The 15960-nt window shown below is 34.3% G+C and carries 13 protein-coding genes and 1 pseudogene; 7 read left to right on the forward strand and 7 right to left on the reverse strand.

Annotated elements, in window-relative coordinates; all coding sequences use genetic code 11:
• Positions 1-97 precede the first annotated feature (97 nt).
• Positions 98-622: an HNH endonuclease gene (locus ACEPXD_RS13875; protein ID WP_391116826.1), complete on the reverse strand. Its 525-nt coding sequence runs from the start codon at positions 620-622 to the stop codon at positions 98-100.
• A gap of 1053 nt (positions 623-1675) precedes the next feature.
• On the opposite strand from ACEPXD_RS13875, the gene ACEPXD_RS13880 reads away from it, so the two are divergent.
• Positions 1676-2566, forward strand: a complete 891-nt coding sequence (locus ACEPXD_RS13880) for an IS30 family transposase (RefSeq protein ID WP_391116828.1) — start codon at positions 1676-1678, stop codon at positions 2564-2566.
• A gap of 17 nt (positions 2567-2583) precedes the next feature.
• On the opposite strand, the gene ACEPXD_RS13885 is transcribed toward ACEPXD_RS13880, so the two are convergent.
• Together ACEPXD_RS13885 and ACEPXD_RS13890 are read right to left on the reverse strand one after the other, a co-directional pair.
• On the reverse strand, positions 2584-2841 hold the full coding sequence (locus ACEPXD_RS13885; protein ID WP_391116830.1) for a DUF3953 domain-containing protein: 258 nt from the start codon (positions 2839-2841) through the stop codon (positions 2584-2586).
• Positions 2842-3992: 1151 nt separating this feature from the next.
• On the reverse strand, positions 3993-4598 hold the full coding sequence (locus tag ACEPXD_RS13890) for a hypothetical protein (protein ID WP_391116832.1): 606 nt from the start codon (positions 4596-4598) through the stop codon (positions 3993-3995).
• Positions 4599-4685: 87 nt separating this feature from the next.
• Here ACEPXD_RS13890 and ACEPXD_RS13895 point away from each other — a divergent pair, with 87 nt between their 5' ends.
• Positions 4686-4835, forward strand: a complete 150-nt coding sequence (locus ACEPXD_RS13895; protein ID WP_391116833.1) for a hypothetical protein — start codon at positions 4686-4688, stop codon at positions 4833-4835.
• 267 nt (positions 4836-5102) lie between these two features.
• Here the strand turns inward: ACEPXD_RS13895 and ACEPXD_RS13900 are convergent, their stop codons facing one another.
• The 3 genes from ACEPXD_RS13900 to ACEPXD_RS13910 all read right to left on the reverse strand — a co-directional run bounded on the left by ACEPXD_RS13900 (position 5103) and on the right by ACEPXD_RS13910 (position 9527).
• On the reverse strand, positions 5103-6149 hold the full coding sequence (locus ACEPXD_RS13900) for an HRDC domain-containing protein (protein ID WP_391116835.1): 1047 nt from the start codon (positions 6147-6149) through the stop codon (positions 5103-5105).
• A 675-nt stretch (positions 6150-6824) separates the two neighbouring features.
• Positions 6825-7262, reverse strand: a complete 438-nt coding sequence (locus tag ACEPXD_RS13905; RefSeq protein ID WP_391123249.1) for a GIY-YIG nuclease family protein — start codon at positions 7260-7262, stop codon at positions 6825-6827.
• A 333-nt stretch (positions 7263-7595) separates the two neighbouring features.
• The gene (locus ACEPXD_RS13910) at positions 7596-9527 is read right to left on the reverse strand and encodes a DNA/RNA helicase domain-containing protein (protein WP_391116837.1); all 1932 of its coding nucleotides are present in this window, start codon (positions 9525-9527) and stop codon (positions 7596-7598) included.
• Positions 9528-10556: 1029 nt separating this feature from the next.
• Between ACEPXD_RS13910 and ACEPXD_RS13915 the strand changes: the two genes are divergently transcribed.
• The 5 genes and pseudogenes from ACEPXD_RS13915 to ACEPXD_RS13935 all read left to right on the forward strand — a co-directional run bounded on the left by ACEPXD_RS13915 (position 10557) and on the right by ACEPXD_RS13935 (position 14220).
• On the forward strand, positions 10557-11702 hold the full coding sequence (locus tag ACEPXD_RS13915) for an IS630 transposase-related protein (RefSeq protein WP_391116839.1): 1146 nt from the start codon (positions 10557-10559) through the stop codon (positions 11700-11702).
• Between the two features lie 69 nt (positions 11703-11771).
• Positions 11772-11957 carry a helix-turn-helix domain-containing protein gene (locus ACEPXD_RS13920; RefSeq protein WP_391123251.1) on the forward strand — a complete coding sequence of 62 codons (186 nt, stop codon included), beginning with the start codon at positions 11772-11774 and terminating at the stop codon, positions 11955-11957.
• Between the two features lie 1039 nt (positions 11958-12996).
• Entirely contained in the window at positions 12997-13260 is a 264-nt protein-coding gene (locus tag ACEPXD_RS13925; protein ID WP_391116841.1) for a hypothetical protein, read from the forward strand.
• A 239-nt stretch (positions 13261-13499) separates the two neighbouring features.
• A pseudogene (locus ACEPXD_RS13930) lies at positions 13500-13715 on the forward strand (zinc-ribbon domain-containing protein); the annotation flags it as partial.
• Positions 13681-14220 (forward strand): zinc-ribbon domain-containing protein, encoded by a 540-nt coding sequence (locus ACEPXD_RS13935; RefSeq protein ID WP_391116843.1) that lies wholly within the window; start codon positions 13681-13683, stop codon positions 14218-14220. The pseudogene ACEPXD_RS13930 and the gene ACEPXD_RS13935, both read left to right, overlap by 35 nt.
• A 274-nt stretch (positions 14221-14494) precedes the next feature.
• On the opposite strand, the gene ACEPXD_RS13940 is transcribed toward ACEPXD_RS13935, so the two are convergent.
• Entirely contained in the window at positions 14495-15934 is a 1440-nt protein-coding gene (locus ACEPXD_RS13940; RefSeq protein ID WP_391116845.1) for a PIN domain-containing protein, read from the reverse strand.
• Between the last annotated feature and the right edge of the window lie 26 nt (positions 15935-15960).

Below are 15960 nucleotides of genomic sequence, written 5' to 3' on the forward strand. Positions count from 1 at the left end.
TTATGATTTGCTCTACTTGATCCCAACTAAGATAATCATTAATGTATGCCAATAACTTAGCTGAATTCCCTTCTAGTCATTGTGTATCATTACCACGCTATAAATTGATTATCCACTTTTTATAATTTTTCCCGCTACTTCTTTGACTACCATCTAAGCTACAAAATGCTCTGCAATGATAGTTGTGATTTACAATCATTGCAATAGCGTTTTCAATACTATCACTACTAGTAACATCAAATAGCAACATTTCTTTTGGGAAGCATAAAGGAGAAACAATAGAACGATAGTCTATTTCGTTTACTCTTTTTATACCTTTACATTGTTTACAAAGGGCTTGTAGATTAGACGGAACATTTTCCCCACCCATAGATATAGGTAGAATTTGATCTATTTCCAATGCTACACCTCGTCTTTTTTCTTTCCCACAGCAAAGACATTGATAGTTATCACGATTAAAAACTTGTTGTCTAATTTCCTCTGTTAGTAAACCCATCGTCTCCTTTGGACCATCTTGTATTGGAATTAACCCTGTTTCTAGCCCAATCAACAGTCGATTAATCGTATGATCGAACGCTTTTTTAAAGTAAATAAAATCCCTGTATAATGTCTCCCAAAGCAATCCCTCATTATTAAACAGATTTTTTAAATCGACAAGTCATTCACGTAGTGAGAGTTTATAAGAGTCCTACTGCACGTAATTTGGAAAATCGGATATAAGCAGGATGTGGAGGAAGCATATAGAAGAGGACTGACATACATCTCAGTCGTCAAATTATAAATGGTTATTTTTTTTAAATGCTCATTGTTTCATTTAGTAATATATGCTATACTAGATTAGCTAACAATAACTTTATCATAAATTTTTGACATCCAACAATACCGATTGTTATTCATTGGTTTAAGCCAATCGCTATCATTGGGTGCCAAACCCGCAAGAATTCTTTAGGAACAAGGAATTCTTAAAAAAAAAAGCATCATCTCTTTTGAGATAATGCTTTTTTTATATACATTTTCCAGGACCTCCCTAACCTCATTTATTTTCATAAATTTAGGAATATCTGAATTTTTGACACACGCTATGACAAAACAAAAAGCCACGATCATCGAATTATCTTCGGTAACCGTGGATTTTATATTTCATAAATCGCATTCAATATGATGAATACCTATATTGAGGCGGCGGGATTTTAACCCCTATCTGCAAAGAATGCTGAAACAGCAGTGTTTCCAAGGTTTTTTTACTTGCTATTAAAAACCCTAGACTTCGGTTTTGACTACGATTTAGAAAAATGTAATACGGAGGCAAGATTATTTAGTGTTAACGAAATATCATTACTTCTTTTTAATTCAACTTATTTTCAATCCACATTCTTGCGTTCAATAACATCTCTCTTTTTTATTTAATTCTATATGCTTTATCTCTATATTCTATGATGCCTAATCCAGACTCTACTATTAAATTAACGATTTCTTCCTTTTGTTCATATTTTGGTTTAAATATTCATTCAAATACCCTACTTGTATCGATGCTTTTTTTACTTTCTTTTATTATTGATAATTATTTTTCGGCTAGTTGTATAATCAAATGCAACAGCTCCAAACGTGAAAAACCACAGATAAACCCTGTATGATTAAGTCGACGAAAACATCAATCAATACGGAGGGTTTATCTATGGCTCAAACACATTCTACCACATCTAAACATAGTTTTAATCATCTAACACCTTTCGATAGGGGTAAAATTGCTGCCCTTCATGCAGATGGAAAATCTATGCAGGCGATTGCTGATGCGGTTGGCTGTCATAAAAGTACGATTAGTCGTGAGTTGAAGCGAGGTACCGTCATGCAAATGAAATCCGGTAGAACCTTGTTTCAAGCTTATTTTCCTGAGACAGGACAGTTCCAATATGAAAAAAACCGAACTGAATGTGGAGCCCAGTTTAAGCTGGACGGATCTATTGAATTCATTCGGTTCGCAGAAAAAAAGATTCTGGAAGACAAATGGTCACCAGATGCTGTCCGTGGTTTTGTGAGGCTTCACGGTTTATTTGAGGGTGCTTCCGTTTGCACAAAAACACTTTATAACTATATTGATATGGGACTCCTTGGTGTAAGAAATATAGATTTGCCTATGAAAACGCGCCTTAATACCAAGAAGAAACGTTCCCGTAAAAATAAACGGGTACTTGGTCGAAGTATCGAAGAACGTCCAGCTGCTGTGGATCAGCGGGAAGAGTTTGGTCATTGGGAAATAGATACAGTCATCGGCAAGAAAAGTCAGGATGAGGTACTGTTGACATTGACCGAACGAAAAACGCGAAAAGAAATCATCATGAAAATCGGTGCCAAAGCGAGCGAGGCAGTGACAAAAGCTATGAAGAGACTGCAGAAACAGTCCGGTTACCGTTTTTCTTCTGTCTTCAAAACCATCACATCGGACAATGGTTCTGAGTTTGCGGAACTTGCTGTTTCACTAGAAAAAGAGAAGACAGAAGTCTATTTCACTCATCCCTACACTTCTAGTGAACGAGGAACAAATGAGCGTCATAATGGGCTAAGTTAGTTGAATATTACTTCTATTTAATTAACCATAATCCCTTTAACCGCAACGAATAAAATGTATAACGAAATGCATAATAAGAAGATACCCCACAATAAACTCTGATTTCTTTTATATACTCGTAATCCCATTATAAGTAACATTATACTTATAAGTATTAACATCAATGGTAGTAAGTTGTAGTTTTCCGTAATCTTACCGCAAATTCCAATTAACATAACAAGGACTGCAAAAATTAATTGAAATAACATTAAAATGTCAAACTTTTTTTCTTTCATTTTTTTACCTCCAATGATAATCTGTCAGCTTCAACAGAAATCTTTTTAAACTAGTCGAGTAGAAGGGAACCTCTCTACCTTTCGGTAGATTGTGTTCCTCCCCCCTCACAGAACCGTGCTTGCGCTATTTACGCACACGGCTCCTCCAAGTCACCATTCACAAGATGTACCTAATCTCTTTCGATCAGATTTGCTTATTCTGCTATCCTTAATAGGTTAGTTTCCATTTATTATCTCTACCTCAGTGTGTAGTAAATGTGTCACTAGTAAGGGTGATAACTTGGTAGCAGCCTTTCCTCCATCGGCATTACCCAACTTCATTGGTACTACGCTGCTATCCGACTCCCTACAACGGCATTTGGTTTCCTTGCTTATTATCGCTTGTACACCATACTCTTCTATAGGAAGAGACCGGTAGGGTCTCCCGAGTTGCCGTATCATATCCATGTGTGACGTGCCAAGGTCTCTGACCCCAGAGAGGTTTTATCCTTCTTGCCTTTAACGATGGATAAAATGTAGCTTTCTGCCGCAGGTAAGGCATCAGCCCTCTCGATTTACTAACATTATGGAGCTCAATCCCTTCAACCATTTGGCTTTCGGCCCGCCACCTAACTGTCTACGCTTAAAGGCTCATGTTACCATTAGCCCTCCAAGACTCGCTACGAGTGAATGGCTAGTTCTTTCTCGACGGGAATCCCACCCGCTATATGATACGACCTAGGCTCGGCCGCACACCTGCGGCGTTAGTTAAAGTGTAAACCTTCACAAGCTTATAATTTTTTTATATAAATATCCAAATAAGGAATAAAAATAGTCGAATATAGGGTAGGCGTCACCTTAACATATTAAGATAAATCAACCTTTGCCTTTAACATAGCCTTTAGTTGTAATAAAATATATTACTTCTTTTGATTCAACCCATTTTCAATCCACATTTTTGCGTACTTAAATAGTTTTGCTCTATAATTCTTCAAATATAATCATAAGTATTCCTAGTTAACTTTAAACATGTCCTTGTATTCAATAACATCGTTTCTATTCAATGAGATTTCAATTAAGCTTCCAATTGATTCCTCTTCGATTACATTCTTTGTCAGAACTTATATTGAAAATGTTTTTTTATTCTTTTTAATATTTTCTTCCTTTAATAATTACTTGTTTTCTAGTTCATTATACCCCAATTCCATTCTAAGGGCTTCCAAGTTAATTATTACAGCCCGCAAGCTGTCATTCCCACTATTTATCCACTCTACAGAAGTGTTGTATTCTTTGGGACTCTCTGTTTCTAAGTACTCTAAATAGTGTTCATAGCCAAACTTTCTATATTGGTAGGCATGATATAGCTCTGTCGTAGAATCATTCATTATTTTAGTTTGAGAATTACTGAAGCCCCCTGGGACTAACCTTGTTAAAGGCAACTTTTGCCCTTCTTCCATTGCATTCTTAACCTTAGAAAAGTATTCGTACTGTTGGTTTCTAGAAGGGTTTTGTGCTGCCATGGACGTTGTACTCTCATCTATTTCATCGAAATTATGTACAAATTTATACATGTTTTGGTAAAACCTTTTAAACGCATCCCTTTGCTGTTCTTCCAGTGCTTCTGTTTGTTCCACACTACCATTGACAGGTAAAGTACTAGACGCTTGATTGTCATTAGAAATACCTTGGATAGCAATTGTATTTTCATTGTTCATATTTACTCCGACATATACAGCTAATGCGACTACAACTATGAAAATTACATGATGTATCTTCATACAACCCCCCTCAATATAATTATATTTTTCACCTATTAACCGCCTCTTTAGTTTATGAAGCTAAACAAAAAGGGGCATTAATCCTTCTTGGACAAACAACAATTTTTTATCACTCTGCTAGATAAAAATGACTCTAATGATTCAGGTTCCATTCCATTTCATCCATCCATTTCTAATACTAAACAAGTATTAATTTTATTTTCCTCTAGTTGGAAATGGAGTTACATACCAGGTTGAACCAATTTCTTCAGCAAGTGCATTTAGCCTATGTCCCCTGTGCCATATACAACTTATACACTATTCAGAATTGTTTCGAATTCGTGTTCTAGCACATGGATATGTCATTATATCCTCCACTTCTCTTTGCAATTCTGAACCAGATGGACCATTATGTTGACATCAACAAAATGGTCTAAAACATTATTTCCATCTAGTTTTACAAGCGCATTTAGCTTTTCTATAGCTTCCTTGTAAGAGTTAATTTAATTACTACTTCATTTCATTTCAATGTTCCTTAATAACCTGAATAATTTCATGCCCAAACTCTTCTATTTTCTTTCCACCAATCCCTCTAATAGTGGATAGTTCTTCTAAGCTTGTTGGTTGTTTAGAAACGATTTCATCTAATGTTTGATTAGAAAAAATATAAAATGCTTTTACACCTAATGCCATAGCTTTCTCTTTTCTAAACTTTCGTAAAGAGTCCTCTAGTCCGCTTGAATTTTGAGGTTGTTCTATAGGCGCATTTTCTAAAGTATCCACTGTTTCTCCTAGCAATTTCAATTCTACTGTATCAGTTGCTTTCTCTAGTTCTACTTCTATGTGAGAATCTTTTAAAAAACTACTCATATCTGACATCCGATTATCCAAAATGCTTACAGGGGAAGACTTTTTCAATTCCTTTGAGATATATTCCACTAACCCATCTCGGCGAATTATCCTTTCTCGTACCTCTTCTTTTGCTTTCTGCAGATCCAATATTGTTTTGTTATTTGTAAATACAACTACTTGTTTAATCGGTGTCTTATTTCCGATTACTCCGTTTTCCTGCAGATATGTTCGTAATACCTCTGTTTGTCTCTCAATCTGGCGAATTGGACTATAAAAACCTTCTTGAAAAACTACCTTTTTCCCCTTCATGACGTTACGAATAAATTCTCCATTTTCGGTAACTTTAATATTCCCGTAATAGTTTTTCACTTCAATTACGAGCATAAATTTTCGAGTTATGACAACAAAATCATATTGAGCTTTCCATTCCCCGTGTTGAAGGTGAAGATCATGCAAAATATGAATGGGTATAAACGCATTCATAAGTTCAAATTGAACACTTTTTTCACCGGATAATCCTAGTTCTAGGATTTTGATTTTGTTCATTAATTCTTTTTGTGTAGTTGAAGATGTTCCTATTTCTATACACTCCTGTAATGAATCTATTGCTCGTTGTGCTGAAACACCCTCTTTCACAAGAATGGGTACTCGAAGTTCTTCCTTATCTTTCATAACGAGCTTCACTCGTTCAAACAAAGACTTTTTAGCAAATCCGGTCATATTAACATCTCCTTATAAGAATAAATCTAATTCCCAAATAGGTTTCCATCTTCTAAACTATAAATTAGTGAGAATCTAAAAAAATATTACAAAATATGCAATATTCAAATGCCAGAATAGATAGTATATTACATCCATATTACCATTTATTAAATAATTTCATTAACAAAGTATAGTTCACAGTCTATGTAATATAAATATTTATGACTTATAATTTTTCTATCAGAATATTGATAAATCCCAAATAACAGTGGAGGCAATTCTAGGCATACGACATATTATAAAATAAGCGTTGATACAGATGAAAAGCCCCTAATTTGCACTTATTCACAAATATGTCGTATATTCTTTTTGGTGATATTAATATTGGGACATACCAAAAAAATATTTGATATGTAAAGGAAAATTCCAATACGAAAGGACGAGGAGAGATATATTGATGGTACATAGTTTTTATTCCTTGTCTCAGAAACAAGCATGAAATTCATAACATTTATTTTTTGTTCAAAATAACGTGAATGTTTTCGTCACAGGGACACATTTTTAAAGCTTTTGACAAATATATTCACCAATATCACCCAGATATCTATCAGATCTGATAATCTTACTATCCCTTAGAATTTTAATTGAATCAAAAAAGTTTACTAACTCTTTTTCTATCATTATTTTTATCTCCTATGCCCAATCCAAATTGCTCGTTGAAACCCTTTTTTCAATTAAACCTCTTCTTCCAACATTAATAATTTCCAAATCAACTCTCCCCCGATAAAAGCATGTAGATGTCGTGTTTTCTTTCGGTAAATGCCACAATATCAATAATGATTCAACATCAGTTAGTTTCTTAGCTGAATATCTTCCGCTATCTGGAAATTCTAATAACCCTAATCTAATTAATATTTTCCCTTTTACATTCCATAGCCAATCTTTTTGATGTTCATTTATCCTTTGACAAAAGGTTCTGCTAGTTTTTCCTATATAGAGCAACGTTTCCTTTTCACCGTATACTCTACAAATCGCATAGATTCCTGAATATAAAGCAATGTCCTTAGTGTAAAAATTATCGAGACTATATGCTCCAAACCATCGTATATGTACAATTGTCATTAATATCACCATACTTTTTTAGTAAACAAATAGTGTATGCTCCCTGTGCCTCACACAACTTAAACACTATTCAGAATTATTTTTAAACCACATCTAACACAGGGAACTTTTTTATCCTGGCATTTCTATAATTTTTGAAAAAAAGTTTTGATGAAAGATTACGAAGCAATGAAAATGTTGAGACAAATGCAGTATATATGTTGATATTCCAGCCAAAATTAGCCTATGTTCCCTGCGCCACATACAACTTAGACACTATCCAGAGTTGTATTTAAGTTATGTCTAACACAGGGGATTTCTTTCTATTCAACTCTAAACCTGATACCTTTGTTTTAATACTTTCTAATGCTCATACCTCTCCCTCTCATCCACCAAATACAACGCCTCCTGCCTTTTCTTCCGATAAAACGTCACCTTCTTCAACCGCTCTTTCAAATACTCCTGCAGCGCAGAATCCGTACAAAATACAAAACAACCCTTCTGACCACGCGTCATTAATTTCCGATACGTATTACGAATAATAGGATCTGCCAATGCATGCGCTTCTTCTGGATCTTCTTTAGCAATCTTTTTAATTCCTTTTAAAGATTGGTCAGTCTTGGCACGCTTTGTGTAATCTGTGATGATTTTCCCATTCTCAAAGCGCATGTCATCGCCGATAATGACGCCTACATAGTCGAACTCCAATCCTTGGGCGGTATGGATACAGCCTGCTTCTTTAACTGAAGAGTTTTCGATAGCCCAGGTGTTTTCGATGTTCCAACTAATACCGAAGTCGTGTTCAGGAATGGCGATGTCGTGATGATTGACGTCCTGCCGATTTTGCTTTGGCCATTCCCAACAGTAGCCAGCCATGACATGAGATTTGTTGTTTCTTCTATTAAATTGTTCAATTTCAGCAAGCATTTCATTTGGGTTTTCAAAAAGTCTGACGTCATAATCCATCCCTAGTTCATGCATATTGGCTGTATTTCTTATCTGCAATACATCATCCAGCCAAGCGATATAGCCGTCTGAACCATCACAACGGAACTGGGATGTTAAACCACACGAAATTATGTTAGCTTTGTATTGCTCAGCATAGTGTTTTATCAAATCGACACTACCAATATCACTTAGTGTGACCTTTTGGTTTTCATCGATAAAAAATATCGTGAATTTGGAGCCTTTGATTAGCTCCTTTATCTGGTTTTCACCTTTATTTCGAAACATCCCGGACTTCTCGTTCAACCGATGTGCTTCATCTACAATCAGTACATCAAATTCATTTTCTTCTACTTCTGTAAAACTACCAGATCCTTTAAATAAATTATCAATATGCGCCTTTTTAAAATCACCTTTCAGTTTTGCAGAGTAAATATTGCGAGGAGCCGAGTTTTTTGTTACATACATTGCTACGAGTCCTTGGTCAATTAGTTTTACCAATAAGTTTATGGCAAGAACTGATTTCCCTGTGCCAGGCCCCCCTTGCACGATCATGACTTGTTTTGTACCAGTTTTAACACTATCCATCGCCTGATGAAATGCCTCTTCAAAGAACACTTTTTGTTCATCGATCATAATGAATTCTTCATTACCTTTTAACATGTTATTTAATGCGTCTTGCAAAGATTTTGAAGGACGAATTCTCCCATTTTCAATTTGGTATAATAGTTGATTCTGGTCCCCTATTTTAATGAATTTCTTAATAAACGAACGAAGTTTTTCAATTTCACCCTTAGTGAAAACAGGTGCTTTTTCGAGATGATCTCCATAATGGGCATCCGTCAGTGGATCATTATCGACTTTTCGATAGTTATGTAGGTATGCACAGGGCTTTAATTGGATTTCTTGCTTTTGGACATTCTCATTAAAGTCCTCAATAAGTGCTGCGTAAGACCATGCTTGATAAGATGGATGTGTCGTTTCTCGATTCGCTTTACCGACAAACGTTTTAACGATGCCATCTCTAGTGGCAATCTTTTCAACGCTTTCCCACTGTTTTAATTCCACAATGACCACATGATCCTGATTGCCATCGTTTCCTGCAATTAAAAAATCTACACGCATCGAGGTATTAGGAATATTGAACTCGATTGCTACAGAGGCATCATTAGGAATGTCCCCATCTTGCATTACATTGGACATTTTTTGTAATGAATTCTCCCATGAGCGAATCTCAGCCTTGGATGTCCGACCAATTTTCTCCTGATAAGAATTGTATAATCGGTCAATGAGCAGTTCATTTACAATATCCCCTACGAATTGCTCTTTTGTAGATTCGTATATGATCATTTTTACACCAACCTTAGTCTTTTAGGACACAATCTTTGAATACGTAAATATATTTCAGATTATCATGATAGATAAGTTCCTCAATTCAGTTTTTTCATTAATCCAATATTACCATATTTAAAAGGTAGTTGTAGGAAGCCACTGTAAAAAGATATATAAGAAACCTCAACGGATTTAGCTTTGCTTTGATAAGCCTTAATATTTTGCAGATATCCTTAGAAGTTGTTTTAATGGCTTCCTCTGCAATATGCTTTTATTACAACTCCGATTGGGGTATTTTAATAAAAAAAGAAGCCTAGCTACTATTCCTATTGCTGACTTCCTGTTTTTTCATATGCATTTGTAGTGTATTTTTGAATAGTTTGTTGCACAGGCTAATTCATTACAAAACAGGGATATTCACTAAGAGTTCAACTCCTATAAAATACCCCTAATATTGTTTCAACATTAGTTTAACAGTGCTTCTACTGCTAAAAATAAATATTGAGACGGCGGGAGTCAAACCGCTATCTCTTGGAAACCTTATAAAACCAACATTTATAAGGGTTTTTTGAACTTTTTTAAAATCGTTAAATGCCAAACTAAATGCCAGACCACTAAATTAGCGTTGCGGGGGCAAAATTAAAATAATTTAGAAAGTAATAAAGCTTGTTCTCCAGTATCATAAAATAAAACAAAAGGTTACAGTAAAATTTTTAAACAATAGTAACCTTTATTACTTAAGATAATAAGTGTAAAACAATGGATTTAATTATATATTCCTCCATTATATTCAATCCACTTTTCCTTTTCTCGCTCCACTGCCCGATTTTTCCATTCAAACCAAATGTAAGAACACTCACTCAGTGACTCTCTACCCCGGTATTACGGGAAAAACAGAAAATATTTGGAATGACAGATGCGTTAGTGAATATTTTAAAAAATCAGCAACCCAATGTGAAATCGAACTCTTTCATAATTAAAATAATATTAATTGAATTAATAAATATGCAACAAGGAATCCTACATTATGAATAGGATTCCTTTTTTATGCAGATTATAGAAAGAAAAATAAATATAAAAAGGAATAAAGCCGATATGACTCAAAAAGGATTAACAGAAGACATAATAAAACGATACGTTAGTTCTGCGGAAAGTGCAGAAACTATAAGCAAAGTTTACGATATAAGTAAAAAAAAAGTATTAGACATACTTAGGGAAAATTCAATTGAAATTAGAAAGCAGAAATTAACCACCAAACAACATCAAGAAATTACCACTGCCTATACAAACGGAAAATCTAGTTATGCAATAGCTAAAGAATACAAAGTGTCCAAACAAGCTATTTTATATATACTTAATAAAATGAATATATCAAGACGTCCTGCTTCTTTTAACAGAAAAGTACCTATAGAAGACACTCCTATTATTATAGAACAGTACCTTTCAGGACAATCAACCGTTGAAATTGCAAAATACTACGATTGTGATTGCTCACAAATTTCTAAAATCCTCAGAAAAAATAAGGTACAAACTAGAATCCAAATCCCTCCTATAAAAAAAAGAAGTTATAAAGTTAATGACACTTATTTCCGTAGTATAGACCATGAAAGTAAAGCATATTGGTTGGCATTTATAGCATCTGACGGTTTTGTGAGTTCATATAACATCCTTAGTGTTAAATTACAGAGACGAGACAAAGACCATCTGATTTTATTAAGAAAAAGGTTAAGTTCTAATAATATTATTTATGATTATTCCACAAACGCCACTTTTAATGGGGTTACACGACAATACTATTCCTCAACTCTTACAATAAAGTCATTAGAATTATGTGAGAATATTAGAAAACACCTAAATCTTGATCCTAAGTATACAAAGACAGAAAGATTGGATTTTCCTTTCCATTTGCCTCCAAATTTATATCGACATTTTATACGAGCAATGTTAGATGGAGATGGAAATATCAATTATAGTAGCCTTAACAGTGTTAAAGTAAGTTTTTATGGAACTAAAGAAATGTGTGAAGGTATTAAAAAAATAGTAAGAACATATTGTGGAGCTTCTGATATTGGAGTGAAAAAATGTAATGGTGAAGTTTTTGTTATTAGATGGGCTGGTAGAAAGCAAGTTTTAAGAATTTTAGATTGGCTTTATTTAGACTGTAGTGATTATTTAGTTCGAAAATATAATTAGTACTTATCTATACCTCGAGATAACCCTAAAACCATATGTAATCTATCACTAGTTGCTTTAGGAAATGATATTCGGCAGAAACGTATGGAACTTAATTTATCTCGTAAAGTGTTAAGTACAATTATGGAGTGTTCAACATCCTATATTAATGCAATTGAAAACGACTATCGTACCTCTATTCAAATTGACTATGCTTTAAAGTTATTCAAAACCCTTAATATTTATTGTGATGTTTCCAAATTGATAAAGCAATAGTATTATCAGAGCGGCAGTTTTTTTCTAAAGAAAAATTCTTAATTGCTACAACCTCTTAACTATATGAAAATGACACACCATCCGGAAAGAGTACTATAAAGAGAAACTATAATAGTCATTTTAAATAAAACTCTTTTGCCGTACTTTCTAGAGAAATTTATAAACCACTCCTCAAATTTGATGGAATGTTTATTTTCACATTCCGTTATGTACTTTAAAAACCAGTGTATTAATGTTTCTGTTTTTATCGGCTAGGCTGTGTTATATCCTTTTTTGTTTGTTATCACGTGTTTTTGCGACAAAGAATATGTTTACTATAATAGATTTTATAGTTTATTGAATCAATTTCACAATGAAGTAATTAGTAGCAAAATCCGAACAAAGTTGATTTCCGTTCCAGGTGGACGCTTTCCGCGTGCACGGGTTCAATCTCCTCGTCACTGCGTTCCTGTGGGGCTTTCAACTCGTGCTGTTCCAGCAGGAGTCGCCACCTTTCACTTCAATCAACAAAATCCAATGTAAACAAACGAACGTTTCAATATAACTTCTTATAAATATTCGTATTTTAAATTGAAATAGGTATTTATGAAATTAACTCTAATAAGAAATTAATAATCACGTGGTTACTTCCTCCGAGTATCTTCACTTAAAATTACACTCATTACTCATAAGGGTTTTACATCATGCCGCCCATAAGCTTGCCACTAAAATCCTCTAAAACAACTACTAAGAAACCCTATTAAATCAACATTTCACAGAAAATCGACTAATAATCCTAAATGATGAATCATTCTTTAATGACCAAAAAAATGACCGTGTGTGTGACCACAGTTTTCTGGAAAGGAACATGTGAACTCAATATCAAACTGCTTAGTAGGAATATCATATGAAGTTGATAAAATCAGCTTTTATAGCATGAAGTATAGCACTACTTACGGCAGGTTGTAGCTCAAATAGTGGACTGACTATAGCTTCTACTGATGATGTACAGCAGATAATTGATGACCAACAAGCAGGTTTTGTCGTCATTACGAATGAAATGGACACACCATTCCTAGATGAAGTAGAAAAAGCATTACTAGAAAAAAAGGAAGCAGCCCTGCAATTCAACGTCTTTCGCAATAAGGGTAAAAGCGAAAATCCTGATGGCTTAAGCAAAAATCCTTTCCATTCTGAAATGTCGCATGTAAATACACTGTACTATGTGAAGGACGGAAAAATCTATGGAGAATATGATTTAGAAACCTATGAAGGACTACGACAACAAGAGGAATTGGGACACTTTATTGATTCCATGACTTGAGGTGCAGCTAATGAGTAATGAAGAAATCGCTCGTAAGCTAAATGAAAGCCTATCCCCTTTTGGACGTACCACCTAAAGGCCGAAGAACGGTTTGATGGACATGCGAAAATGGCCACAGTTATACTGCTCAACTATCTCACAAGTCAGATGGTAAAAAGTGCACAGAGTTTCGTATTTCAAACAGTTCAATCGCTGTCCAAAAACCGGATGTACTGAAATATTAGGATTATAAAAAGAATAAAGATTCACCCACTCGTATCTCTTATGGATCAAACAAAAGGTTTTACTGGGTGTGTGTGATTGGACACCACTTTGACAAACCTGTTAAAGCGATGACTAGGAGCACTGGCAAAGGCTGTCCATATTGCAAAAGTTCACGCATAGATCATACCAACTCACTCGCTACACTATTCCCAGAGGTTGCTGCAGAATGGGTCAGTTGCATATTGCATTGAACAACTATTCAAAGACCTTTTTCAAATTAACAAGACGATTGATCTAAAAAATGACAATGTTGAAATTCTAAAATTAATGGAAAGAACGGAAGTAGAAAATTCACTTGGCGAGAACTTTCCCCACCTTGTAGAGGAATGGGATAATGAAAAAAATGACGGTCTTACTCCGTTTCATTTTCGAGCAGCTAGTCATGTGAAAGTCTATTGGAAATGCAAAAAGAATCACTCTTGGCCAGCAACGATCGCAAGTAGAAGTCACGGGGGAAATAATTGTGGTGAATGTGGTTCACGAAAGTTAAGTCCCGATAATAATCTTGCTGTAAAGTATCCAGCAGTGATTAAAGAATGGCATCCAACAAAATATAACAAAGGCCCAGACGAATATTTTCCCGCGTCTCACTTCTCTGTTTGGTGGCTGTGTTCTAACTGCCAGCATGAGTGGGAAACGAGAATCTATAACAGGACATTGAACAATTCGAGATGTCCTGAGTGTAAAAGTGAATGATAAACGAGCACTCGATTAGTTCGAATGCTCGTTTATCCATGTGTATATTAGTTAGAAGAGCATAAGGGTAAATTGTCCCCACTTTCAGTGTGGAATCAGGCAGAGCCAGATATTTGGATGGGTTCATTATTCAAAAGCTGTCTCACGCCCGTGACAGTTAAATGATTAAATGTCACAACGGTGTGACAAACTTTTTCATCTTGATATAACCGAAACATCAGGCTTTGCCTGATTTATCAAGAGAAGTGATAGCAGTTTCCTCTTATGTTTTTTTCTACATTGGCGTCGCAATTGCTGCTTCACTCACCTTTTTTGAATCTGTTATCAACTTGTCTATAAATAGCTCAACAAGATCCTCAAGTATATCTCTGTTTATACCATTCTTTTGGAAAAACTTTTTTATTTCAAGTTTTACTTTGGCAAAGTTGCTAGGAAACTTAAACCAATCTATATTAAGTTTATTCTCTAATGATTGAATAAATTCAGAGAAATTTTCTTCGTTAATATCGATTGAGTTTTCATCTATAATCTGTTTATATCTAGATAACTCTAGCTTATAAATAACTTCTAAATTCTTTAGTCTATCTTGTTCTCTATCCGCCATTTTCGTACCATCATTTAAATCTTTTTTAGGGTCCTCATCCCTTTCTAGCAGTTCTTGTTCTAGTTCATCCCCATGTGATAAGAACTCAATTAAGTTTGTTCTAATATTAACATTGTCACCAGATAAGAGTGTTGCTTCTATTTCATCAACGGACAATTTCTGGAGTGAATATTCATTACCCACCTCCGCCAACGATTTTAGATTAACAATTAAATCATATGATACTCCTGGTTTTTCAGCTAAAATTTTTCCCCGTAATTTAAATTGAAATAGATCACTTCCCTGATCATTTAAATCAACTACTACTGGATCTAATTCAAATTTGGTAATATTGCAGTTTAATCCATTTACCTCTAATTTTTTTTGCATCTCTTCTTCTACTAGATTTATAAAGTCTTCTAAACTGTCAAGAATATATTGTTTTACTGTTGCTATTTTATTCCTCACAACTTTATCTTCAGAATACTTCTCTATTTGCAAATCAATTCTCTGTTGGTCATCTTTACTATAAAAAGTAATCTTTTTCCCCGTAATTGTTTCGAATTCATTTATCAAAATAGCATGGAACCCTTTATCATTTGTGATAAAAATGAACTCACATGGTTCATCAATAGAGTTAGCAAATTCTAATATCGATTCCCATATAAGTGCGTCTTTAAATCCCTTATCAGACTTGCCTTTATCTCCTCCCTCAAAAGGGGCTTGTTTATTAAGGGCTCTCTCTACAATCTTACTAAAACGATTCTCATTGCATACTGGAAGAATTTTAACGTCGTTATGTTTTAAAAAGTTTTCTTTGACCTCCTTGAGAAATTCAGAGTAGTTTAATTTAGGATTTATGTTCATTTCTATTCCATAAAGATTTTCACACTTCTGTTTAATTTCCAAAAAGTTTTCTTTGACCTTATCAAAAGCTTCCAATTGTTGTTTATAAATCTCATCAACAGCAATTTGTGGAATCATTAATTTGAAATTATTAACTACATCATGTCGCTCAATTTTACCGAGTATATCATGATAAAATTTATTAAAATCATACTTAGAAAAGTCTTTGTATTTACCAAGATGTAATGTATTTGTATCAAAAATTATATAAGTATTTAAAGTCACATTAAAACCTCATAACATTCTATATA

Source organism: Psychrobacillus sp. L3 (assembly GCF_042945595.1).
In the GTDB taxonomy this organism is placed as follows: domain Bacteria; phylum Bacillota; class Bacilli; order Bacillales_A; family Planococcaceae; genus Psychrobacillus.